Origin of the sequence: Flavobacterium nackdongense, from assembly GCF_004355225.1 — a bacterium.
GTDB classification, from domain to species: domain Bacteria; phylum Bacteroidota; class Bacteroidia; order Flavobacteriales; family Flavobacteriaceae; genus Flavobacterium; species Flavobacterium nackdongense.
Genome location: NZ_CP037933.1, coordinates 249,239 through 276,103 on the forward strand (window position 1 = coordinate 249,239; position 26,865 = coordinate 276,103).

16 protein-coding genes are annotated in these 26,865 nt (G+C 35.6%); all 16 read left to right on the forward strand.

The annotated features are described in order from the left end of the window. Position 1: 1 nt before the first annotated feature. The 16 genes from E1750_RS01010 to E1750_RS01085 all read left to right on the forward strand — a co-directional run bounded on the left by E1750_RS01010 (position 2) and on the right by E1750_RS01085 (position 26,798). Positions 2 to 2,422, forward strand: a complete 2,421-nt coding sequence (locus E1750_RS01010; RefSeq protein WP_133274965.1) for a glycoside hydrolase family 2 protein — start codon at positions 2 to 4, stop codon at positions 2,420 to 2,422. A gap of 24 nt (positions 2,423 to 2,446) precedes the next feature. Beyond that, complete coding sequence (locus E1750_RS01015) at positions 2,447 to 3,619, forward strand: alginate lyase family protein (RefSeq protein ID WP_133274966.1); 1,173 nt, start codon at positions 2,447 to 2,449, stop codon at positions 3,617 to 3,619. Between the two features lie 34 nt (positions 3,620 to 3,653). Beyond that, the gene (locus E1750_RS01020; protein WP_227873934.1) at positions 3,654 to 5,279 is read left to right on the forward strand and encodes a sulfatase; all 1,626 of its coding nucleotides are present in this window, start codon (positions 3,654 to 3,656) and stop codon (positions 5,277 to 5,279) included. A gap of 95 nt (positions 5,280 to 5,374) precedes the next feature. Beyond that, complete coding sequence (locus E1750_RS01025; protein WP_133274967.1) at positions 5,375 to 7,171, forward strand: T9SS type A sorting domain-containing protein; 1,797 nt, start codon at positions 5,375 to 5,377, stop codon at positions 7,169 to 7,171. A 21-nt stretch (positions 7,172 to 7,192) separates the two neighbouring features. Further along, positions 7,193 to 8,917 carry a chondroitinase-B domain-containing protein gene (locus E1750_RS01030; RefSeq protein WP_133274968.1) on the forward strand — a complete coding sequence of 575 codons (1,725 nt, stop codon included), beginning with the start codon at positions 7,193 to 7,195 and terminating at the stop codon, positions 8,915 to 8,917. A gap of 187 nt (positions 8,918 to 9,104) precedes the next feature. Then, positions 9,105 to 10,733: a sulfatase gene (locus E1750_RS01035; RefSeq protein WP_133274969.1), complete on the forward strand. Its 1,629-nt coding sequence runs from the start codon at positions 9,105 to 9,107 to the stop codon at positions 10,731 to 10,733. Between the two features lie 33 nt (positions 10,734 to 10,766). Then, positions 10,767 to 12,050, forward strand: coding sequence for a DUF6250 domain-containing protein (locus E1750_RS01040; RefSeq protein WP_133274970.1), 1,284 nt, complete (start codon positions 10,767 to 10,769; stop codon positions 12,048 to 12,050). Next, positions 12,047 to 13,606 carry a polysaccharide lyase 6 family protein gene (locus E1750_RS01045; protein WP_133274971.1) on the forward strand — a complete coding sequence of 520 codons (1,560 nt, stop codon included), beginning with the start codon at positions 12,047 to 12,049 and terminating at the stop codon, positions 13,604 to 13,606. The genes E1750_RS01040 and E1750_RS01045 overlap by 4 nt, the downstream gene beginning before the upstream one ends. A gap of 24 nt (positions 13,607 to 13,630) precedes the next feature. After that, complete coding sequence (locus tag E1750_RS01050) at positions 13,631 to 14,851, forward strand: alginate lyase family protein (RefSeq protein WP_133274972.1); 1,221 nt, start codon at positions 13,631 to 13,633, stop codon at positions 14,849 to 14,851. 25 nt (positions 14,852 to 14,876) lie between these two features. Beyond that, positions 14,877 to 16,223 (forward strand): sulfatase-like hydrolase/transferase, encoded by a 1,347-nt coding sequence (locus E1750_RS01055; protein WP_165697988.1) that lies wholly within the window; start codon positions 14,877 to 14,879, stop codon positions 16,221 to 16,223. A gap of 331 nt (positions 16,224 to 16,554) precedes the next feature. Next, positions 16,555 to 18,735 carry a T9SS type A sorting domain-containing protein gene (locus tag E1750_RS01060; protein WP_133274974.1) on the forward strand — a complete coding sequence of 727 codons (2,181 nt, stop codon included), beginning with the start codon at positions 16,555 to 16,557 and terminating at the stop codon, positions 18,733 to 18,735. 106 nt (positions 18,736 to 18,841) lie between these two features. Next, positions 18,842 to 19,738, forward strand: a complete 897-nt coding sequence (locus E1750_RS01065) for an alpha/beta hydrolase (protein ID WP_133274975.1) — start codon at positions 18,842 to 18,844, stop codon at positions 19,736 to 19,738. Positions 19,739 to 19,763: 25 nt separating this feature from the next. Beyond that, positions 19,764 to 20,627, forward strand: a complete 864-nt coding sequence (locus E1750_RS01070) for a hypothetical protein (protein ID WP_133274976.1) — start codon at positions 19,764 to 19,766, stop codon at positions 20,625 to 20,627. A gap of 591 nt (positions 20,628 to 21,218) precedes the next feature. Next, positions 21,219 to 24,425: a SusC/RagA family TonB-linked outer membrane protein gene (locus E1750_RS01075; protein ID WP_133274977.1), complete on the forward strand. Its 3,207-nt coding sequence runs from the start codon at positions 21,219 to 21,221 to the stop codon at positions 24,423 to 24,425. Positions 24,426 to 24,443: 18 nt separating this feature from the next. Further along, entirely contained in the window at positions 24,444 to 25,988 is a 1,545-nt protein-coding gene (locus E1750_RS01080) for a RagB/SusD family nutrient uptake outer membrane protein (protein WP_133274978.1), read from the forward strand. A 93-nt stretch (positions 25,989 to 26,081) separates the two neighbouring features. Next, positions 26,082 to 26,798, forward strand: a complete 717-nt coding sequence (locus E1750_RS01085; protein WP_133274979.1) for a ribonuclease activity regulator RraA — start codon at positions 26,082 to 26,084, stop codon at positions 26,796 to 26,798. The last annotated feature ends 67 nt before the right edge of the window (positions 26,799 to 26,865 follow it).

Genomic DNA, 26,865 nt, shown 5'->3' on the forward strand with positions numbered 1-26,865 from the left:
AATGAAGAAAATAAATTTCAAGAACAGATGTGCACTATTTGTTGTGTATAGTTTATTTGGTTTTGGCGTCCTTCAAGCACAAAATACAACGGATTTAGTCCGAACCAAAACCAATCTCAATGCCGATTGGCAATATGTGGCAAACGATACAAAAAAAATTACTGATATCGCTCAGATAGCCAATTGGACGCAACTCAATTTGCCTCATACTTGGAACAGTGAGGATGCAACAGATGCTGAGCCGGGCTATCGCAGAAGCGCGAGTTGGTATAAAAAAAACCTTGCTATTCCTACTATCGATAAGAATAAAGTCTATCAATTGTATTTTGAAGGTGCTAATATTACCACCAAAGTATATGTAAACGGCAGCGAAGTAGGCGAGCACGTTGGCGGATATATAGGTTTTACTTTCGACATTACAAAATTTATCAAAGCTGGAAACAATGAAATTTTAGTTCGTGTTGACAATAGTTACAACATCGAAATCATTCCCTCCCAAAAAAGCGATTTCTTTATTTATGGTGGTATTACCAGAGATGTTTGGTTATTATCTATGGCAAAGAACCATATTGAAAAAATCAAAATTACCACTCCAAAAGTTGCCGCAAAATCAGCTGCATTGGTTGTAAAAACATTTGTTGAAAATCCGCAAGGAAATACCTATTCTGCTCAATTGAAAAATCCAGAAGGAAAAGTGGTTGCCACCCAAAAAGGGATGCTATCAGGTTCAGAAACAGCAATAAAATTCAATGATATCAAGAATCCAGAATTATGGGATATTGAATCGCCAAACCTTTATACTATTAGTGTTTCAATGCTAGAAAAAGGGAAAATCATCGATAAAATAGAAGACAAAGTCGGTTTCCGATGGTTCGAATTCAAAGAAAACGGTCCTTTTTATCTCAACGGAAAACGTGTCTTGATTCGCGGAACGCACCGTCACGAAGAGCATGCGGGAGTCGGAGCAGCCGTTTCGAATGAGCAACATCGAAAAGATATGGAATCCATAAAAGAAATGGGCGCCAACTTTGTTCGATTGGCGCATTATCCTCAAGATCCTGAAATTTATAAAGCTTGTGACGAATTGGGATTATTGGTTTGGGACGAATTGCCTTGGTGTCGCGGCGGTGTTGGAAACCAAGTTTGGAAAACCAATGCTAAAAATTTACTGAGCGAAATGATCAAGCAAAATTACAATCATCCGTCCATTATTATCTGGTCGCTGGGTAATGAAATGAATTGGTTGCCTGATTTTCCCGATGGAGATAATACCGAAAAAATGACAACTTTTCTGAAAGAGTTGAATAGTTTGTCGCATCAATTGGATCCCAGCCGTAAAACAGCCATCCGAAAATACGAAGAAGGGGCTCGAATTGTAGATGTGTTTTCACCTTCCATTTGGTCAGGATGGTATTCCGGAAGTTATAAAAGTTATAAAAAAGCGGTTGACAAATACAAACAAGATTACAAACATTTTATCCACGCAGAATACGGTGGTGATAGTCAGGTGGGGCGTCACTCGGAGAATCCGATTACGGGCGAAGGGCAAATAAAGGTCGAAGGTTGGGAGGAAGCAATCGTACAAGGCAAAGGGGCTAATATCGCTCAAATAGGCGATTGGAGCGAAAGTTATATTGTAGATTTATTCAATTGGCATTTGCACATATCTGAAAACGACCCCATGTTTGTCGGAAATATTCAATGGGCTTTCAAGGATTTCGGAACGCCTTTACGACCTGAAGATGACATCCCATATATGAATCAAAAAGGTTTGGTAGATCGAAACGGAAACCCTAAAGATGCCTATTATGTTTTCAAAAGTTATTGGAGCGAGAAACCATTTGCTTACATTGAATCGCATACTTGGACAGAGAGACAAGGGCCTAAAGATTTGGCTCGCGTTTTGAATGTTTTTAGTAATTGTCCAAAAGTAGAGTTTTTTCATAACGGAGTTTCGCTAGGCGAAAAGCAAAGAGATCTGAAAGCCTATCCAGCTTGTGGTTTGACGTGGAATGTAAATTTCTCTGAAGGAAAAAATACTTTTGTTGCAGTTGGAACCACCAAAGATGGTAAAAAAGTAACCGATACTATTGATGTAAATTATCGCTTTACTAAAAATGGACCCGCTGTGGGATTAGTACTTTCTTCTAAAAAAATGAAAAACGGAAATTATTTGGTTACCGCTCTAGCTGTTGATAAAAATAATTTACGCTGTTTAGATTATGAAGAGCGTGTTTATTTTCAATGTCTATCGGGTGGTCAAACCTTGAAAAACCAAGGAACGCCAACAGGAAGCGAATCGATTAAAATGTCCAACGGAAAAGCTGCCATTGAAGTAATCCCAGACACCAAAAGTGATTCAATTGAAATGACTATTTTGAATCAAAATTTCAAAGGGGAGTATTTAAAGTTTAAAAAATAAGAGGTTCGAAAGGAACAAATTCAGATGTTAAAAAGGAAACAAATTGGTATTTTGGTAGTTATTGGAATCACATTTATTGGTTGTTCCAGTGCTAAAATGGCTCTTGACCTTAATGCAATTGAAAAGCCTCGAGTTTTAAAAAAAGCGGAACTGTATTTTAATGCAGAACCTATCACGGTGACTTCCAGTTTTTGTAGCAGAAGCGCGGGAACTATTCACGATTTTTATTCAGAAGGCGATTATTGGTGGCCTGATCCGCAAAATTCAACAGGACCATACATCCGCAAAGACGGAATGACCAATCCGAATAATTTCACAGCACATCGTGAAGCTATGATACGGTTAAGTCAAATTTCAGGCGCTTTAGGTTCAGCCTATATTTTAACAAAAGATAAGAAATATGCAGATCAATTAGCGATTCATTTGCGAGCTTGGTTTATCAATGAAAACACAAAAATGAATCCCAATTTATTGTATGCCCAAGCCATAAAAGGGGTGGCAACAGGTCGCGGTATAGGAATTATCGACACGATTCATTTGATAGAAGTAGTCAAAGCCATTCAAGCTATAGAGGATTCAAGGTCGCTTTCTGCTACTGAATTAGCCACTATAAAATTGTGGTTTTCAAGTTATTTGAAATGGATGACAACACACGAATATGGCATAGCCGAGCGGGATAATGGCAACAATCATAGTGTCTGTTGGGCGTTACAAGTAGCTGCTTTTGCTAGTTTGACAAATGACACGGAGACAATGAATTTTTGTAGAAATTTTTATAAAAACACGCTTTTACCCAATCAAATGGCGAAAGACGGTAGTTTTCCTTTGGAATTGCAACGTACAAAACCGTATGGATATTCTTTATTTAACTTAGATGCTATGGCAAGTATTTGTCAAATTCTATCGACAAAAGAGGATAACCTTTTTGCTTATACCACAAAAGACAAGCAGAATATAGCTTTAGGATTGCAATTTATGGTTCCATACATAGAGAACAAATCATTATGGCCTTATCCAAAAGATGTTATGTATTGGGATGAATGGCCAGTAAGACAATCAAGTTTGCTATTTGGAGGATTAGCTTTGAAAAAGGATAAATACATCGATTTGTGGAAATCATTAAATGGTGATTTTACCAATCCAGAAGTGATTCGGAATATGCCCGTTAGGTATCCGATTTTATGGTTGATTAAATAATATTATAAATTAAATAATGATAAAATAGAATAACATGAACCCAAAAAATAATTATTTCAAATTCGTAATGATTTTGATGCTAGCCCTAGTTTCATCATCTGTGTTTGCACAAAAGAAACCAGTGTCTAAACCCAATATTTTGTTTATTGCAGTTGATGATTTAAAACCAATTTTGGCTTGTTATGGCAATACTTTAGTAAAAACACCAAACATTGACCGTTTAGCAAAGATGGCTACGGTTTTCAATAGCAATTATTGCCAACAAGCGGTTTGCGGGCCAACTCGTGCTAGTATAATGACAGGAAAAAGACCAGATTATACAAAAATTTGGAATTTGACTACTCAAATGCGAGATATGAATCCGGATATTTTGACACTTCCACAATACTTAATTTCTCAGGGGTATGAAACTTCTGGTGTGGGTAAAATTTATCACCCTTCGAGTGCCATCAATGGTGTTGATCCAGTATCGTGGAGTATTCCATATTTAAGAGCAGAAGAAAGTGATTTTCCAGCTAATTTAGGAGAACCAGCCAACGGGCAATATCAATTGGCCGCTACCAAAGCATTGATGACTCCCGAAATGATTAAAGAAAGAAAACAAAAAAATAAAGAATTAGCACAGGAAAATGATGAGAATCCCAAAAGTATAAAAGGACCATCAACTGAATGTATCGATGTCCCAGATAATGCTTATAATGACGGGGTTAATGCTTTAATCGCTCAAAAACAAATTATTGCACTTTCGAAGCAAAATAAACCTTTTTTTATGGCAGTTGGGTTTTCTAAACCTCATTTGCCCTTTGTAGCTCCCAAAAAATATTGGGATATGTATCAACGTGATGCAATGCCAATAGCCCCTTTTCAAGAGCACGCAAAAAATAGTCCTCTAATTGCTTATCATCAATCGGGTGAATTGAGAAATTATCCGGATATTACTGAGTTTGTTACTTTACCAGCAGATTCGCTACGCATTGGTTTGAAACTCGAAAAACAAAAAGAATTAGTACACGGTTATTATGCTGCTGTTTCTTATATGGATGCTCAAGTTGGGGTTTTATTGAATACGTTAGAATCCTTAGGAACTTTAGACAATACCATAATTGTGCTTTGGGGAGATCACGGTTGGCATTTAGGCGACCACGATTTATGGCACAAACATACTGTTTTCGAACAAGCAACAAAAGCGCCTTTGATTATATCAGCACCAGGAATAAAATCAGGTAAAACCAATTCGCAAACTGAATTTGTTGATGTTTTTCCAACGATTTGTAATTTGGCTGGTCTTCCAATTCCAAATCAATTGGACGGAAAAAGTTTAAAACCTTTGATGTTAAATAATAAAGCTATAGTTAAAGAATATTCAATAAGTCAATATCCACGTAAATTGAAAAAGGAAGAAGCAGCAAGTTTAGGGTATAAAAAAGGTAATTTGATGGGGTATACTTTGCGAACTAATCAATATCGTTATACCATTTGGATGAATGATTTTACCAGTAAACAAGCTTTCGAAGCAAGTAAGGTGTATGCCACTGAATTGTATGATTATGAAAAAGACCCTTTGGAAAAGGTAAATGTAGTAAAGGACAAAAAATATGAAAAAATTGCGATTGATTTAAATGCAAAAATGATGGAATTCTTTAAATCACAAGTGCAATAAGGATATTCTTGAGTTTATTAATAATTAATCGTTCATTTTAATGAATGGGTAATTCTGATTTTAGAATTTTAAAGAGTTTAACTTAATAATTACTAATGAAAAACAAATTTGCCTTATTTTGTTCACGACTGTTATTAACTCTTTTTTTACAAATTAGTCTTGCTCAAACTACGTCCTTAATTTCTGTAGATTCAAATGGAAAATTAGTTTATATTCCAGACAGTAAAGGCAATATTGTGCCTGATTTTAGTGGGGTAGGGTATATGAACAGTGAATCACCTATTCCAACAGTGGTTGTTGTTAAAACAATTAACCCTGTTTTGGGCGATAACTTAGCCAATATTCAAAATGCCATAAACGAAGTGTCGGTTTTAACTCCAGATGCAAATGGGTTTAGAGGCGCTATACTTTTTAAAGCAGGGACCTACAACATCAGCAATAGTATTACCATTTCGGTTAGCGGAATTGTGCTTCGTGGTGAAGGTTTTGATGGTTCAGGTACTAATTTTATTGCTACTAAAACTTCCCAGCATAATCTAATCAATTTTGTTGGAGGTTCAGGAACGAGTGTAATTTCATCTTCAACAAAAGCCATTACGAATGCTTATTTGCCTATTGGAACCAAGCAGGTTTCAGTTGCTTCTGGTCATACTTTTGGAGTTGGAGATGCCGTTTTTGTGCATCGTATTCCGAATGATACATGGATAAATTTATTGGGAATGAATTTACTAACATCTTATGATCCTTTGGCGACTAATTGGGTTGCGTCATCTTATGATTTGTACTCACAACGAAAAGTAACGGCTGTAAACGGAAACCTAATAACTCTTGATGCCCCAATTATGGATATTATCGATCCTGTATATTCTACCGGAGAATTGATGAAATATACTGATAATAGAATTCAAAAATGTGGCATTGAAAATATGAGAATTTCTTCAACATATACTACTTCAACAGATGAAAATCATGGTTGGGAAGCAGTTTCATTTGACAAAATTTTGAATGGATGGGCACGAAATTTAGAGGTATATTATTTTGGATATTCAGCTCTTCATATCAACAGTTTAGCTTCTTGGATAACGGTCGACAATTGCAAAATGTTGGATGCCAAATCTCTTATTGATGGTGGCAGACGTTATTCGTTTAACGTAGATGGACAACGCAATCTGGTTCAAAATTGCACTACCCGAAACGGAAGACATGATTATGTAAATGGAAGTCGTACTTGTGGACCCAATGTTTTTTATAATAGTTCATCAACCATTCAGAATAGTGATATTGGCCCTCATCATCGCTGGTCAACAGGAATTTTATTTGATAATATTGTGGGTAATGGCAGTCAAGATGTTCAAAACCGACTTGATTCTGGTTCTGGACACGGTTGGTCTGGAGGGCAAATTATGTTTTGGAATTGTACCGCTGGCAAAATGATCGTGCAAGACCCACCTGGTGATCAACGCAATTGGGCTATCGGGTGCAAATCGCCTGAGGTAACCAATGTTGGAGATTGGACTACCGAATTATTGGGAACTGTCGAATCTAAAGGGACTTTTATTGCCGCTATTCCGAGTTTATTTCAAACACAATTGAACGAAAGATTGAGTACGCTTACTGTTAATGAAATTGATTTTTCAGATGAAAACAATAGCATTAGACTATTTCCGAATCCCGCTAAAGACTCTGTTTCAATCCAAAGAAAAAAAGGTTTCATTTCAAAAATGCAAATCGATATTTACAATACAATTGGACAAAAAGTCAAATCATTTCCAGTAAATCCTGATGAGTTCAATGCAAAATATTCGATATCTGAATTAAAAGAAGGAATTTATTTTGTTCATTTTAATGCAACAGATTATTCAAAAACTTTGAAGTTAATTATTAATAGATAATTTAAATTAATAAATATCCAGATGAAAGCAACAAAAGTATCATCAATTCCTATAAAGAATCTATTTATTGCAAGTTTTCTTCTAACAGTATTTTTGTTTTTTTCTGCTGCAATAAAAGCAGCTACTATAAATGTAAGTTCTATTCCAGCTTTGCAAACGGCTATCAATAATTCGAATGCTGGGGATGTTATTATTCTTGCTAATGGAACCTATACCAACTCAATTTTGAATATCGGCAAAAGCAATATTACAGTTAAAGCAGCTTCGCCTGGTGGTGTTTTTTTAAATGGAACGAACGACATCAATATTAATGGAAATTATATCACTCTTAGTGGTTTTCAGTTTACTGTTGGTGACATTGGAAGTGAAATAGTTATTGAAGTTTATGGAAGTAATAATGTACTAACACAATTGAACTTCAGTGGTTATTTTTCAAAAAAATACATTGAAATAAAGGCGGGCACCCGATATAACGAAATTACCTATTGTAATATGGAAAAAAAGCCTGCAGCTGCCGCTTCTGGATGTACCATTCAAATATCGACCTCGCCATCCGTCATTGGCTATCACAAAATACGCTATTGTTCCTTTAAAGATTATTATGGACTAGGTGGTGATTTTGGAAATGAACCTATTCGAATAGGGTTAAGCACCGAAAATGCCAACAAATCAAGAGCCATTGTAGAATATTGCTATTTTAATAATACTGGTCTTGGTGATAGTGAAAGTATCTCTATAAAATGCCAAGAGAATACAATTCGGTTTTGCACTTTTACCAATCAACAAAACGCGATGTTAGTATTTAGAAATGGAGATAATAATGTGGCTTACAGCAATTTTTTCATTAATGCTGGTGGAATTAGAGTAAAAGAAGCCAACAACGTTTACTGTTATAATAATTATTTTGAAAACTCGGGTGTAGGAAGCTCTGCAGATGCAGTGACCTTTAATTATGACACCGCCACTTACCCCGTAGTTCTGAACAACATCAATTTTATTCATAATACATTTTATAATTGTGGTGATATTGATATGGGAGGAACTGGCGCTACTAATAATACTTGGGCCAACAATATTTTTCAAAAAAGTGCTGGCACTATTTTTTCGAATGCTAATTCCGGAACCTCTTGGGCAGGAAATATCTACCAAGGAACTTTAGGAATTTCTATTCCTTCGGGAATGACCAATATCAATCCACTTTTGGTTACAAATGGTGATGGTTACAAAGGCTTGTCTTCTTCTAGTCCAGCTATCGATGCTGCCAGTTCTAGTTATCCTGCTATTTTAGATATTACTGTCATTGATGATGATCCTAGCTTGTTATTTGATGGTGGCGGAAAATCTAGGCCATCAACCATTGCATTAAAAGATTTAGGAAGTGATGAATTTACCGCTGGAGCAACAACCAATCATCCGTTGACAGTTTCAGAAGTTGGTCCATCTTATTTAGGAGGCCCCTCCCTTTCAATCGGTAGTAATGAAAAAAAAGATACTCACAACGCTATTGGTATTTTTCCAAATCCTGCAAAAAACGCAATTACTATCGAAGCATTTGAAGGAATTGAAGGTTTGGATTCCGTTGCGATTTATAATTTAAATGGACAAAAAATAAAAATGGGCACTGAATTTCAAAAACAAAATAGCACTATTCAATTCGATGTTTCGGATTTGAATAATGGCATATATTTTATCAAAGTGACCTCAAAAGAACTAACTAAAATGATGAAACTTTTTATTCAAAAATAAACGATAAGTGATGCTGAAGCTGTTAGTTTTTAAAAGCTTTATTTGTAGCTATTTGGACGTTTTCTATCCATAAAAAGTATTTCTAGAAGTTGTACAATTTGTAATTTTGAACTATATTAATTTAAAGTTCTGCACTTTAAACCAAATTCGATAAAAGTATTCATATAATAATTCTAACAATAAAAAAATGAATAAAAGAGATATTGTTTTTCATTACTTGATTTTTGCCATTGCAATGGTAATTTCAGCACCTTCAGTGGCACAACAAAAAGCCAAACCCAATATTCTATTTATAGCCGTTGATGATTTAAAACCTATTTTGGGTTGCTATGGCAATACTTTGGTGAAAACACCTAATATTGACCGATTGGCCAAAATGGCAACGGTTTTCAACAGCAACTATTGCCAACAAGCTGTTTGCGGACCAACAAGAGCTAGCATAATGACCGGAAAACGTCCAGATAATACTGGAGTTTGGGATCTTAAGACCGGAATGCGTGATGTACATCCTGATATTTTGAGTTTACCACAGCATTTAATTAGTCAGGGATACTCAACACAAGGAATTGGCAAAGTGTATGATACTCGCTGTGTCGATAAACAAATGGATGCACCCTCTTGGAGTGTTCCTTATTACAATTATTTCAAAACAGAAGAAAGATATTATCCTCAAGCATTAGGAGCACCCCTTAATGGGCAATACCAATCGCCTAAATCAAAAGAGTTAGCTGCAAAATTCAAAAAAGAGGCACAAGATAAAGGACTGAACGAAAAGGAAATTGAAGATTATGTTTCGAAATCCGTAAAACCCGCTGTTGAATGTGTTGATGTTCCTGACAATGCCTATAATGACGGAGCAAATGCTTTGAGAGCTATTGAAATTTTAGAAAAACTCAAATCAGAAACGCAACCTTTCTTTTTTGCTGTTGGTTTTTCAAAACCACATTTACCCTTTGTTGCGCCTAAAAAAAATTGGGATTTATATCAAAGAGAAGATATGCCTGTGGCTGCTTTTCAAGAACAACCCAAAAATAGTGTAGATGTAGCTTTTCATAATTCAGGCGAACTTAGAGCTTATACTGATATTCCTCCTTTATTGTCCTTTACAGACCAAAAAGAGTTTGGACTCACTTTGCCAATTGACAAGCAAAAAGAATTAATTCACGGTTATTATGCCGCCATTTCTTTTATGGATGCCCAAGTGGGTAAAGTATTAGATAAATTAGATGCTTTAGGATTAACAAAAAACACGATAATTGTGCTTTGGGGCGATCACGGTTGGCATTTGGGAGACCACAATCTTTGGTGCAAACACACAAATTTTGAGCAAGCGACTCGTACCCCTTTGCTTATTTCGGCTCCAGGAATTAAAGCTACGATTTCTAATGCACCTTCAGAATTTGTTGACGTTTTTCCAACGATATGCGACTTGGCTGGAGTGAAAATTCCGGACGTTGTTGACGGAAAAAGTCTTAAACCTTTGATGGATAAAACAGCTCAATCGGTCAAAGAGTTCTCTATCAGTCAGTATCCTCGAAGCAGCACTAAGAGCGAAACGGAGCGGCAAGGGTATGCTTCGTCAAAAGTGATGGGCTATTCTTTAAGAGACAAAAGATACCGATATACTATTTGGTTGGGAAATGATTTTAGAAGTACTCAAGCTTTCGATGACAAATTAGTAGTTGGAATTGAGTTGTATGATTATAATAAAGATCCTAACGAAACAGTAAATGTAATAAACGATGCAGCATACCAATCCGTTGCAAAGGATTTAAAAGCTAAAATGCTTGATTATCTTAAGTCACAAGTAAAATAACTAAGAGTACATTTGGATTAAAATAATAATGAAATGAGACTTGAAAGAATTTATTTTTTGGTATTGTGTTTAAGCTTGCTTTCTTTAAGTACAACTTTTGTTTATTCACAAAAACAGGCTAAGGTTATTTTTGCTGATGATTTTAAGACCGATACCAAGTTATGGGTTTCAGAATTTGAACAAGATGCTACTTCTTCGATGCTAATCAATCAAGGAAAATTGGAAGTAATTGCTACTGCAGGAGGAACAGTATGGTTCAGAAATAAATTGAAAGGGAATGTAATGATTACCTACAATGCCACATTGGTTGATGTAGGCGGAAAAAACGACAGGGTTTCTGATATGAACACCTTTTGGATGGCAAGTAATCCAATTTCTGAGAATATAAATAATCAAAGCGGAAAATTCGAATCTTATGACAATCTTCATTTGTATTATGCAGGAATTGGAGGACACAATAATGAAACCACTCGATTCCGAAAATATACCGGAAATGGGCAAAAAGCGATTTTAAAAGAATACACGGATAAAGAGCATTTGCTAGTTGGTAATAAAAAATATGCCATAAAAATAATTGTCAATAACGGTCTCATTCAATATTTTGTAAATGACAATTTGTTTTGGGAATACAAAGATGATGCCCCTTATAAAGAAGGGTATTTTGGTTTTCGAACCTATAAGAGTCACCATATTTATGAGGATTTCAAAGTATATCAATTGAATGAAGCGAAATCAGTAAGTAAAGATTCTATTGCATTGGAAAACGATTATGTTAGAGTGATGAAAAATGCAACTGTCAATACAGCAACGGATGCTGCTCTTTTTGGCAAAAGATTAATTGTTGCCTTAACTCCGTTTGAATGTAAAAGTACCGCAGGAATAAAGACATTAAATAGAGGAGAAATTGCAGTTTTTAACCCAGAAGAATCCTATTCAATACCAAAAGGAGATTTTTTTGAAGTCGCTTTTAAGCTTTCGCACCCTCAACCCAAAGGTCCGGAAGTATGGCTAGAACCACTAAAAAATAAAATTGTTTATGAAGATGAATTGTTTCGGGTTTTTGAAGAGAGGCTTGCTGCCGGTGATACTCGAGAACTTCACAGTCATTCGCAACGCGTGGTAGTTCGTCTGAACAAGGTGCAATTGACAGATCCAAGATATAAACCCAACGGCGCACCAGGCGAAGGAATTCAGGTGCCAAATACCGTAAAATTTGCAGAGCCAATGGTGCATGTGGTAAAAAATTTAAGTACAGATACGGCGCTTTTTAATATCATAATTGAATTTAAAACACCTATTTACAACAACAAAAAATGAAAAATAAATATATTTTAATACCCTGCATAGGACTTTTATTTAGCTGTTTAGCCTTTTGTTTGAATGCTAAATCGATTAATCAAGTGCAAAAAGTCAATTCCCCTGGTAAAGAAATTTTGGTTACAACCCAAACCGAACTGTATTCGGCTATTGCTTCGGCAAAACCTGGTGATGTAATCGTGATGAAAGATGGAGTTTGGACTGATGTAGTTATAAATTTTAATTCAATTGCAAGCAGCACCGAGTCGATAACGTTACGTGCACAAATCCCAGGAAAAGTGGTTTTAAACGGAGGTTCAAAACTTATTTTTTCAAAACCCAATCTAGTTGTTCAAGGTCTTTTATTTAAAAAAGGAGTGATTACCAAAAAAGATGCTTCGGTTATTAGTTTTGAATCTGAAAATTGTAGGCTAACCAATTCGGGCATCATAGATTACAACCCTGCCGATTTTAACACTGAATATTATTGGGTACTTTTTAATGGCAGTCACAATAGAGTAGATCATTGTTATTTTACCGGTAAAAGCAACAAGCAACCGGTAATGCAAAACGGGGAAGAAAACGCCCGATACAATAAAGTCGACCGATGCTACATCAAAGACATTCCTTATGTAGCAAAAGCAAATGGACGAGAGATATTGAGAATATTTGGCTACGGACACGCAGACCAACCCGGAGATGATGGTGCTTATTTCACTGTGGAATATAACCTATTTGATCACGCTCACGGGGAAGGAACAGAAATTGTTTCCTTGAAATCAAATCATAATATCGTTCGTTATAATACGGTAATTGCTTCAAGAGGTGGCCTTGTCGGTCGAAGAGGGAAGTTCAACACTTTCGAAGGAAATTTTGTCTTTGGAAAAGGAGAACCAGGCACCTCTGGAATTCGAGTTGCTGGTCCTTTTCATAGAGTCATCAATAATTATGTGGCTGATGTAACTGAAGATGGACTGCGATTGATTGCCGGGGAATATTATGAGAAAAGTTTAACCGGAAATTTTGCTGCCAAGAAGAAAAACTTACCCAAATACCTGCAGGTTCAAGATTGTTATATTGCTCAAAATACCTTTGTCAATTGTGGTGAAAACGGAATAAATATAGGTTTTAATTATAAAAATCAATGGCCTAGTCTGCAAATGGTTTTGTTCCCTGAAAATAACAAATTTGTTAATAATTTGGTTTATAACTGCAAAGGAAATGCCATTAATATTGAAGTTTTAGACACAACAACTCCTTTAGATGTGTTTCATTTTAAGCCTAACTTTTTTGAATCCAACTTGGTTTTCGGGTCAAAAATTTGCAATGTTTCACTTCCTTCCGGAATTATAAAAAGTGATCCAAAATTGAAATTAGGAAGCGATGGATTGTACCGATTAGTATCTAAAAGTCCTGCTATCAATAATGGTGCTGACTCAGATGCAAAAGATGATTTTGAGGGTAGTTTGAGAGATGCTAAAAGAGATATTGGTGCACAGGAATTTGGTACAGTTACACCTGTACGCCATCCTTTGACTCCAAATGAAGTGGGGCCAGACTGGATGTTAAAAAAATAAAAATTCCTCATTCAAATAATCAAGATGAAAACAACGAAATATGCCATTTTTCTTTTATTCTGTAATTCTTTTTTAGGAGTTTTTGCTCAGGAGGTAAAGGATTCTCCAACTTATTTTCCCAAAACTTTTGTTCTGAAAGGCGAGGCATTAGATCGGAATTACCAATTAATAAAAGCCAACGATATAGACAAAGCCAAAGCATTGAAAAGCTTATTGTCTGATGCGGATAAAATTATCAAGGAAGGAAAAATGTATTCTGTGATGAACAAAAAACAGCTGCCTCCTAGTGGTGACAAACACGATTATATGAGTACAGGGCCATATTGGTGGCCGGATCCGAGCAAACCCGACGGATTGCCTTATATTCGAAAAGATGGTTTGAGAAATCCAACTTATTTTGATATTAGTGATACTTCGGAATTAGATAAAGTAGAGGACGAGTCAGAAAAATTGGCATTGGCTTATTATTTCAGTAAAGATGTCAAATATGCAAAATTCGCTTCAAAATTGATACGAACTTGGTTTTTGGATGCAGCTACACGACAAAATCCAAACCTCAAGTTTGGTCAGGGCATTCCAGGTAAAAATGATGGAAGAGGGATAGGTATTATTGAAACGAGAGAGCTATTTCGTGTCGTTGATGCCGCAATATTGTTGCAAGATTCGAATGAATGGACTAAGGAAAATCATCTTGAACTCCAAAAATGGTTTTCGGATTATTTGACTTGGCTTACCACAAGTACAATTGGCAAAGACGAGGCTGATGAACATAATAATCACGGAACCCATTACAGCGTTCAAGTAATAAACTATGCCCTTTTTACAGGACGGACCGAAATTGCTGTAGCGGAAATTGAAGTTTTCAAAAAACGAATGGAAAGCCAAATTAAATCGGATGGCAGCCAGCCTTTTGAATTGGAAAGAACCAAATCTTGGGATTATGTCAACATGAATTTAGATGGGTATTTTTTAGTGGCTCAATTGGCCGAAAATAGGAATATTAATCTTTGGCAGTATGAAACCAAAGAAGGGGCAACTATGAAAAAATGTGTCGATTGGATGCTTCCATACTTGAAAAAAGAAAAAAAATGGGAGTATGAACAAATTAAAGATTTTGGATACCGTGAAACTGTTCGCATCCTGAAAATTGCTGCTCAACACTATTCGAATCCAATGTATGACTCCTTGGCGAGAGCGATTGACATTAAAACGTATCAATTCGATTTTAACCAACTTGCTTTATAAAAACAAAACGAATAAATACAAAACGATGAAAAAAGCACTCTATCTAGCAATACTTTTACTATTTATCGCCATTAGCGGTGTTTCTGGGCAGAATAAAAAAGCGAAAAGTAGTTCTAAACCCAATATTATTTTTATTCTAGCCGATGATTTAGGGATAGGTGATGTGAGTTGCTACGGTTCTGACAATAACAAAACGCCTATTATCGACAAATTAGCAGCAGAAGGAATGCGTTTCCAACACGCTTATACGGCACCATTATGTGGACCTTCTAGATCCAGAATTCTTACCGGTCGCTATGCTTTTAGAACTGGAGCCGTAAACCAAGATCGAGTAGGAGAAATAAAACCTGAAAATGAGGTAATGATTCCAGCTGTATTGAAATCGGCGGGTTATACGAGCGCATTGGTAGGGAAGTGGAGCCAGTTTGGGTTAACCCCAAAGGATTTTGGTTTTGATGATTATATTACTTTTCAAGGGAGTGGTGTTTATTGGAGCAAAGAAAAAGCAAAGGCATCAACCTATACCGAGAATGGTATCGAAAAACCCTTGAATACAGGTGTTTATATGCCAGATTTAATGCACAACCATTTGGTCGATTTTTTGACAGTCAATAAAAATAAACCTTTCTTTTTGTACTATTCGATGGTACACGTACATTCACTGATACAGCCAACACCCGATAGTAAACCCGGTAGTGATTTGTATGCCGACAATACTACTTATATGGACAAGTTAGTAGGAAAACTATTGGCAACATTAGACGATTTGAAATTAAGAGAAAATACCCTGATTGTTTTTATGGGGGATAATGGTACTGCAAACCAGTATGCTGCAAGAGGAACCATTGGAGGCAAAGCACTTTCAGGAAAAAAAGGTACGATGCTGGAGTGTGGCAGTTTAGTGCCCACTATTGCAAGCTGGCCAGGAGTTATAAAAGCCGGACAAGTCAATACTGATTTGATTGATTCGAGTGATTTATTGCCCACTTTTGCTGAGGTTTGCGGAGCTCCATTGCCTACTAAAAACATTTTGGACGGTCGTAGCTTCTTGCCTCAATTAAAAGGCAGAAAAGGGAATCCAAAAGAATATATTTTTATGGAATTAGGAAACAAATGGTATGTTCGTAGTGCCAAATGGAAACTGAACAGAGCAGGAGAACTTTTTGATATGACGAATGCTCCTTTCGAAGAAAAACTAGTTGCTGATTATGCTAATAATCCAGAGGCTAGCGCTGCATATGCACGTTTGCAAGCTGTATTAAAAGAATTAGCTCCTGAAAAAGGAATTCTAGATGATGGAGATGGCAGTGGCCGACACGCAAGTAATGTAAACAAGAAAAAAGGGGCCAAAGAGGATAAGGATTCAGAATAGGTGTCGGAACATCAGTTAAGGTAAAAACTACCGAAGAAATGTAATTACGTTGCGATTCTGCGGTTTGTTTTTAGAAATAGTTTTGGTTGTTCAATTTTGGGGATTTAAGAACCTTTCACTAATCATTATAAAATTGTATTTATTCAAACTAATAAAAAGAATGTTTGATAATCCTTAAAACAGTTAAAATTGGACGATTTTACCCCCTATTTAGGATTTTTATGTTTATCGTTAGTTTTAAATTTGTATAGATATATCGATATAGTTGATTAATGTTATGAAATAGAATTCATTACAGATTAATATTTATAAAAACCAAAAAACTATTATTATGAAAAAATTATTACTTAATTCAAAAAAACGGGCGCAGCTTTTTTTTAGTGTAAGCTTGGTTTTTCTTTGTGTAAATTTTGGGTGGAGTCAAACCATTTTTTATGAAGGTTTTGGACCAGCACCTGTATCTCCATTCAATGCGGGAGCTACGAGTTATACCTTTGCTTCTAATGGGGTAATTTCTACTATAGATGATGCTAATACCAATACCTATTTGAATTTTAATTCAAGTGGATCTGCTGGAAGACCAAATTTAACTGCACCTCTTTCAATAATGCCTGCATCTTTTAAACCTACGCTAACCAATAATACTAATTTGGTAACTTGGTCGGTGAATATGAGAGCTTCAAGAGCAATGTCAAGCTCCTCTCAATCCTATGCAGATGGCGCATATTATCTTGCCGTTGTTCTATGTTCATCAAATGCAAATTTAACTTCAGGTACAGGTTCTAATACGGATGGATATGCGTTGATATTACAAAGAAGCACATCTACTTCTGCATCTAATCCAGGAGGTGTTCGTTTAGTAAAATTTCATAATGGAATTGGTTTACAATCAGCCGGAAGTGTCGTTTCTATTCCATTACTTGAAACACCTGCATTAAATGGAGGTGCTACAGCAACTGCTACAGCACCCAATAATGTGAGCATCAAAGTGGTATATAATCCAGATTTTGATTCATGGCAATTATTTTACCGTGAAGATCCTTTAAGCTCAGGTTTTGTGGACCCTTCTTCTGGTTCTTATACAAGCGTAGGAACTGCAGTTGTTGATGCTACTTATACTTCAACTGCAATGAGTCATTTTGGTTATCTATGTGGAGTTAGTACTTCGACTACAACTGCAACAAATCAATTTCAATTGGATAATTTTAATATCAGTCTTGATCCTTTGCCTGCCTATACAGCACCTCCAACGGTTGAGAAAAAACAGGCTATACACAATTCTCCAGCTCCAACAGTGGCTAATTTAGTAGCCATTGGAATAAATATTAAATGGTATGCTGCCGCTACAGGAGGTTCTCCATTGTTATCTACTGACCTTATTAGTTCACAAACGTATTATGCAACTCAAACAGTTGCGTCAATAGAGAGCGATAGAGTTCCTTCCTCTGTTTATGTTGGAGATACTACACTCAAAACGTTGCCATTATATGAAAATTTCAATTATTCAATTGGGGATAAGTTAGTTGCAATCAATAACGATACTGCTTCTGGAACAGGAATAGGTACTTGGAGTGTTGTTCCTACTGTATTACCTACTATTCTTTCGCCTGATGATATGTTGATAGCTGCTCAGCCTTCTCCTTGGACATCCTCCGTTTTACCAGCTCCAACAGGAAATGCTTTAACTTTTGATCGTTCAGGTCTAGATCCTCAACTTCTTTTTGCTGCACCTACCACCGGATCTCTTTATGCATCTTGTATGTTTATGGTGACTAACCTTAATGCTATAACTACAGGAACATCAGGAACTTCAACCGATGTACCGCCTGCTCCTTCGCATATTTTTAGTTTTGCCTATGCCGATGCTGCTCCGGGTTCTGTATCTTCTTATACAGCTGCAGTTTATCTTAAATCAAGTGCGACTGCAGGGAAATTTAATATTGGTATCAATGCCGCTCCAATAGATCCAATTGCTGTAGGAGATATTAAGTGGGATACAGCAGATTATGATGCTAATACACCAATTACTTTAGTAATTCGTTATTCGTATGATGATTTAATTTCTAAATTATATATTAATCCAACTTCAAATACAGTTGAACCAGCACCAAATGCAGCTACACTTGCCAGAGCAGGAGCACTTAACTTTGACAGAATTCGATTGAATCAAAATTCGAATGCAGCAACACCTTATATTACTTTAGATGAAATTCGTGTAGCTAATAACTGGGGGCAAGCATTAGGAGGATCTTCGACATTAGGTATGGCTAAAGTGGATGTTTCCAAATTCAGCGCTTATCCAAATCCAGTAACCAATGGTAAATTATACATAAGTTCAGAAAGCAGTAGCGAAAAACAAGTTGCGATTTATAGTCTTTTAGGCCAAAAAGTTTTAGAAACCAAAACAGCTAATAATGCTGAAATTAATGTTTCACAATTGGCCAAAGGAGCTTATATTTTGAATGTTACTGAGGATGGTAAATCCGATAGTAAAAAATTGATGATTCAATAACATCCTGACCAATTTATAATTTTAAATGCGGTGTTTTTTTATGAAAATACCGCATTTATCTTTAAAAAGAATAAAATTTATAATGCTTAATTTAACTTAAAATAAAATGAAAAAATACGTTGTAGTAAGTGTAATTATTTTGCTCATGTCATTCGAAATTGTAGCCCAAGTAAAAGATTCAATTATCAAAAAAACTGTTGCTATACCCAAAGATTATGTTGCTCAAATAGATGTTGTTTACACTAAAGTGATGGATTGGGAAGGCAGAGCCGATTTGTATATTTCTCCTAAAGCCAGTAAACCCATTCCGGTATTAATCAATATTCATGGTGGTGGTTGGAAATCGGGAACCAAAGAATCGCAAGGTGGTTTTAATTCTTTTTTCAATGCAGGTTTTGCAGTCGCTAATATGGAATATCGTTTGTCAGGACAAGCTACTGCTCCAGCAGCTGTCGAAGACACCCGTTGTATGCTGATTTATTTAATTAAAAATGCAAATACATTAAATATTGATCCCAACAAAATTGTTATTATGGGAGGAAGTGCGGGAGGGCATCTTGCCTTGATGGGCGGATTGTTGGCCAATGATCATCGCTTTGATACGAATTGTCTGGGTGTCGAAAATATAAAAGTGGCAGCTATCATTGATAAATATGGAATTGCTGATGTCTGGGATTGGACTTATGGTCCAGAGCACAAAAGTTCATCTCCAAAACTATGGTTGGGCGATAAAGCAAATGATGACGCTTTCATAAAGTCGGTTTCACCTGTTTCTTATGTTACTAAAAATAGTCCGCCCATTTTTATTGTGCATGGCAATGCTGATCCAATAGTTCCTTACCAACAATCAGTAGATTTATACAAAAAATTGCAAGAATTGGGAGTGAAATCGCAATTTATTACTGTTGAAGGTGGGGGGCATGGCAAATTTGATAAAGAAAAAAACAATGAAATTAATGCTGCTATACTTCAATTTATTGCTGGGTTAGATTCCTTTAAATAAAGTCATTAAAGCAAAAAAAAATATAATGATACAATCAATAAATTCGACAAAGACTTTCTTATTGCTACTTTTTTTCTTTCCTTTTTTCTCCCGTGCACAAGCAATTTTAAAGGCTGATGGGCCTGGAGACACCTACGAATTAATCAATAGTGTTTTGGCACCAGGAAAAATAGCCATTGAAGCTCCTGACAATATGCCTTTAGGGAATCATACAGTATTTGGAAGGCACATAACAGAAGTTTGGGATGCTGAATTGAAAGCCAATGTTTTTGAGTTTTACGCACATATTAATTACACCAATATCGATAAAACTAGAATAACCGACAATGAACCCGTAGCCAATGTCGATCAAAAACAGCGAATCGAAATTAAATCCTATGAGCCATCGCCAGATAATTTGAAAGGGACTTTAGGTGAAACAATTACCTATCAATGGAAATTTAGGTTGCCAAAAGGATTTCAGCCATCTAGCAATTTTACGCATTTGCACCAAATCAAAGCAGTAGGGGGAACACAAGACCTGCCCATTTTTACACTATCAGCCAAAAAAGGGGCAATCAACCAATTCAATGTCGTTCATAATAATGTAGACGTTCTTGCCAATATGGATTTATCAGAATTGGAAGGCGTTTGGGTAGAAATTACTGAAACAATAAAAGTAGGAGCCAACGGAACCTTTTCTATAGTTATCAAAAGGGTGAAGGATGGTAAAGATTTGCTTTCCTATTCTAATCCAAATCTGGAAACCATTAGACCAGACAATAATTTCATTAGACCCAAATGGGGAATTTATCGCAGTTTGAAGAAGATGGAAGATTTGAGAGATGAAACGGTTCGTTTTGCCGATTTTTCAATTGCCGAAGGGTTGAATTCTAATCTCACTAAATAGGACGTACCGAAATCATAGTATCTAAATTTAGCTTTTAAATCCTAGTTTTTATGGAGTAAAAGGTTTAATATGGGTTTCAAATTTTTATCTTTTAGACTAGTTTCTAGTTTTTTAGTATTTCATTTTTGATAATTTAAGGGTGTTATTTTTTTACTAATTGAAAAATTGTTTAATATTTTTTTAAGAATAATTTTTTATTAAAAAAATAAATTATACTTTTGGAAAACCAAATTGGATAACCAATATGTGTTTGTGAATTTGAATGATAATTATCAGCCAGGATTTTTCTCAATATACGGATTGTTTATTGTTATAAAATTACTTAATCAAATGTTTTTAGAAGTATAAATAATGGTTGTATTTTTTTTTAACGATAAACAAAGAATAGTTAATATAGAGAGAATAAATATTCAAAAATTTGTATAGGTTGGACTATTTTACCCCTAATAATGGATTTTTGGATTTATTCAAATTTTTACTTTTGATTCATTAAAAACAAAAAAAAACAGAAGAAATGTAAAATAAATAAGGAGAGAGTTAAAACACAAAAAACAAACCTAAAAACCAAAACCTAATTAAAATGAATAAATTATGAAAAAACCAATTTTACTTTTTCTCTTAATTTTCGCTTCCATTATTAATGCACAGACCGGCTCAAAAGTTACCGGTACTGTAGTGGATAGCAAAGGATTGAGTATTCCCGGGGTAACTGTTACATCTGATCTCAATAGTGTCTCAACTGATTTTGATGGTAAATATTCGATTTCTGTCAAAAATTCTAAGTCAATTTTGAAATTTAGTTTCGTTGGATTTGAAACACAATTAGTACCTGTAGGTAAAGAAAAAACTATTAATGTCGTTTTAAAGGAGTCTTTAAGTACTCTTGATGAGGTGGTAGTTATTGGGTATGGAACCCAAAAAAGATCTAGTGTTACAGGATCAGTTTCAAAATTCCAAAGTGAAAAACTGACGGAACTTGCAGTATCTAGAGTAGATCAAGCTTTGCAAGGAAAAATTGCAGGGGTAAACATTCAAAATACTTCTTCTGAGGCGGGTTCAAATCCAAAGATTACAATTAGGGGAATTAGTTCGATCACTGCTGGAAATAATCCTTTGATTATTGTGGATGGACAACCCAATCAAGATGGTTTGGGTTCTTTAAACATGGCTGATATTCAATCTGTCGAAGTACTAAAAGATGCGGCTTCAGCCGCTATTTATGGATCGCGTGGTGCTAGTGGAGTTATCATTGTGACTACAAAAAGCGGTAAAACTGACAAGGTTCGTTTTAAATTGAATTACCAAACAGGGGTTAAAAATCCATATGAGACCTACCCAATGATGACTTCATCTGATTATGTTCGTTTATTATATAAGGAACGTGATATGAAAAAATTAGATCCCACCGTTGTTCAGGCACAAAATACGGTATCAGCAAACAATAATGCAATGTGGCTTATAGAGCAAGAACTCTTAGGAGGAAAAGGAACTGATTATCAAGATGAGGTTTTACGAACTGGTATGTACAAAACCATAGGATTAAGTGCAAGTGGTGGTTCAAAGAGTTCAAAGTATTATGTTTCACTTGGTTATAATGGAGATGAAGGAATGATGATTCATAGTGATTTTCAAAAATTCAATTTTATGACAAAATTGGATATGGAATTGAGTAAAAATGTGAAATTGGCCATCAACGTGAATCCTCAATATCAAACAAAAGAGTCTCCAGCTGAGAATTTTACTAACTTTATACGTTATCCAAGTTTTCTTCCTGTGAAACATAATGAATTGACACAAAATTTTGTTAGTCAAAATCCACAATGGGCTCCACTTACTGCTGGTAATTATGCTCATCCAAGACATTTTAGTAATTTGACTTATCCAGCCATGGGAATGACAGGGTTATTACCTGACGGCACTTATATGGTTCCAAGAGCTGGTGTAAGCCCCTTCGGTTCTGCCCAAAATAATCCAATGGGAGCAATTTCGGAACAATTTGATGATACTAAAGAATTTCGTTTTCAAGGAGCGGCTACTCTTACTGTAAATTTGGCAAAAGGTTTGGATTTCAAAACTATGGGAAGTACCTATATGAGGTATTCTGATCGTTTGGAATGGGCCAATACTGATGCCACTGGAGACGGAATTGCTAATAAAGGAACCTATACTAAGACAACTTTTAGAGATTTACTTTGGGAAAATACTTTGATTTACAAAAATGTTATAGGCGACCACTCTTTTGATGCTGTAGCCTTGTTTTCTGCACAAAATACTAAAACGACCAATCAAACTACAATAGGGCAAGGCTATCCTAGTGATAATATTAGAACTTTGAATAATGCCACTTTAGTAACTATTCCACCACCATCTACTTCTCCAAACGCCAATATTAATAATCAAATAGGATTGCTTTCTTATATGGCAAGGTTAAATTATGCCTATAAAGATAAATATCTATTGTCGATGAGTCTTCGTACCGATGGTAGTTCTTATTTTGGACCCGGTTACAAATGGGGAAATTTCCCAGCTGCATCCATAGGTTGGAAAGTTAATAATGAAAAATTTATGAGTGAGGTAGACTGGGTAAGTAAATTACTTTTGAGAGCAAGTTATGGTATATCCGGTAATAATAGAATTGGTGATTTCTTATTTGTTTCTTCTTTGACCAATGCCAACTACATTAGTGGGGCAGGTACAGGTTCAAACGTTCCTGGTTTAGCACCTAACCCAAACATTCAATCCAATCCTGAAATTACTTGGGAAAGTACGTATCAGACAAATGTAGGTTTTGATTTGTCGATGTTTAAAAATGCTGTAAACATTTCGGTTGATGCGTATCAATCTAAAACGGATAAATTATTGTTAAATCAACCATCGATGGCTTTTACAGGAGTTCCATTGGTAATCAATAATATTGGAAGTATGAATAATAAAGGTATCGAGTTTGAGATATCGACTACCAATATTAGAACAAAATCATTTAAATGGACAACCACTGCCAATATATCTCATACAGAAAATGAAGTAAGAGAATTAGGTAAAGAAAACTACTTGCGTTCCCAAGGAGAACGTACTGAAGTGTATCAAACTATGGTAGGTGATCCATTGGTTCAATATTATGGTTTCAAAACAGATGGTGTTTGGTTGTCACAAGCTCAAATTGATGAGGCTAAAGCGGCCGGTATCACTTCTCCATTGGCTCAATTGTTTATTCCAGGAGGTCTGAAATTAGTGGATCTAAATGGCGATAAAATCATTGATAATAATGATAGAACCATCATAGGAAATCCGTATCCAGATTTTATTTGGGGAATGACTAATGTTTTTACTTACAAAGCTTTTGATTTGAGTTTCTCATTTCAAGGTTCGCAAGGAGGACAATTGATTAATGGGGACCCTAATTACAATGAAACAAAAAGAACGAATTTGAACTATACCAAAAACCGTTGGGTAAGTGCCATGTTTCCTGGAGATGGAAAAACACCTTATGAAACTAGTGGTTTTAACTGGATGTTGACCGATTATGTGGTAGAAGATGCTTCCTATGTTGCAATTAGAGATATCACTATTGGTTTCACCATGCCAGATGAGTTTGCCAAAAAATGTTTAGTGAACGGCTTGCGTTTGTATTTCTCAGGTCAAAATATGTATTTTTATACTCCTAGCAATTACAGAGGTATCAATACAGAAGGAAGAAGTACTAGTGGTGCCTACAGTTCAACCTTGATTGATGGATACCAAAGAGGGGCATTTCCGATACCAAAAACAGTAGTTTTTGGATTAGATATTAATTTTTAATTTAAAACAAGTTTGATTATGAAAACATTCAAATATATAATAGGTCTTTTTTTGGTAACCCTTATCGGATGCAATGACATCATTGATTTGTATCCAGAATCTCAGGTAAATACTGCCACCTATTACTCTAATGCAGCTGAATTGCGTACTGGATTAAATGGAATTTATAATGGACTTCAAAAGCCCGTGCTAAATGAGTGGCAATTTACTGAATTACGCAGTGACAATACCATAATGAGTAGTCCAGGAACCTCTTCAACGGTAAACTTTGATTTGGATTATTTGGATCGCTTTTTTCCAACGTCTTCTCATCAAGCCGTATATACTTATTGGCTCAATACCTATAATAATATTCGAGGTGTCAATTATATCTTAAATGCATTGGGAGCAAACTACAATGAAGCTACAGGTGCTATCGATTACGGAGCAAATACACTTCCTATAAGTGATGTTGATCGTAAGAAATTTGCTTCAGAAGCTTGTTTTATTCGTGCTTATTCCTACTATAATTTAGTGCGTTTGTATGGAGGTGTTTTTTTAGTTCACGAACCAATATCGCCAGATCAAGCCAAACAGTTAAATCGCTCTTCGGTTGCGGATATTTATAAATTAATCGTTGCCGATTTGGCCAACGCTTCAGAAAACGGAAGTGCGGCTAAATTTGGTACAATTCCTGCCATAGAGGTTGGAACAGCCAATAGTTGGGCTGCCAAAGCTTTATTGGCTAAGGTTTATTTAAATTTAAATAGAAAAGCGGATGCCATTACCTTATTAAACGATGTAATAGCTAATAGTGGTTATGGACTGGAAACAACCTATGCCAATGTATTTTCTATTGGAAACGAAATGAACAAAGAAATTCTTTTTGCTGTTCGATTTAAATCTGGTGGAACAGGCTTAGGGAATACACTTCCTAATCAATTTGCTCCTCAAAATAGTGGTTCGGCAGTTATTATTGGAGCGGGTAAAAGCTACAATTCGCCCAGCCAAGAGTTGATAAACAGCTATGCAGCCAATGACCTCAGAAAATCAGTAAATATAGCTGTGTATGGAGTTGGTAATCCTGACCAAATTTATGTGAATAAATATATGTCTAAACCAACCATTGTGAATGATTCCGAAAATGACTGGCCAGTAATTCGTTATGCAGATGTATTATTGATGTTGGCAGAAGCTCAGGGTAATACTGCTTCAAGTTGGGCACAAATTAACCTTATTCACAAAAGAGCAACCACAGTTACTTTGACTCCTGATACAGGCAATATTGCAGTTTTCGAAAAAGCATTAGCCGACGAAAGAAGATGGGAGTTTGCTTTTGAGAACCAAAGATTTTTCGACTTGTTGCGTTTTGACACCACGTTGACTACTATAAAATCAGAAGCAACGATCGACAATCATTTTGCTGTAATGTATCCATTATATTATACAAAATATACTGAACCTAAATTGACATTAGATCAAATGCAAACTAATGCCAATCCAGATAAGTTTTTATTACCAATTCCGCAATATGAAATTGATACAAATTCATTCCTAGTGATTCCACAGAATCCTGGATATTAAACTATTAGTTTGTTAGTTTAAACCCAATTTTAGTGTATTTTTATACATTGAAATTGGGTTTTTTAATTTCTATTTTAATCTTATTCTACAATTATGGCCTTATCCAAGTCAACAAGAGAAAAGCTAAAAAAGGTAAGTACCCCAACTATTGCTACTTGTCTTTATAAAAAAGGATTCAAAAATCAGTTTATTCAAAATGTAAAGTCTGTGCAATTAGGAAAGCCAACAATGGTTGGCGAAGCTTATACGTTGCGATATATTCCAGCACGAGAAGATCGAAATCCAATTACCGTTTTTCGAAATGCCGATCATCCGCAAAGAGTAGCTGTCGAAAATTGTCCTCCAGGTCATATATTGGTAATTGATAGCAGGAAAGATGCCCGAGCAGCATCGGCAGGCGATATTTTGGTCAGTCGGTTGATGGTTCGTGGAGTAGCAGGTATTGTAACCGATGGCGGTTTTAGAGATTCAGCCAATATTGCCAAATTAGCCATTCCAGCCTATCATAATCGTTCTTCAGCTCCAACCAATTTAACTTTGCACGAAGCAATTGATATCAATCAACCAATTGCTTGTGGAGATGTAGCGGTTTTTCCGGGAGATGTTCTTGTAGGTGATGATGATGGAGTAATGGTTATTCCAGCAGCCATTGTCGATGAAGTAGCCGATGAATGCCTTGAAATGACTCTTTTTGAAAAATTTGTATTGGAAAAAGTATTGGATGGCAGAGCAGTGATTGGTCTTTATCCACCTACAAATGAAACTACCTTAGTCGATTTTGAAACTTGGAAAAAAGAGCAAGTCAAATGATTGCTTCTTTTTAAATTTTAAAGATTTAACAGCAAATTCACAAATTATATTTTGATAGTTCAGCCAA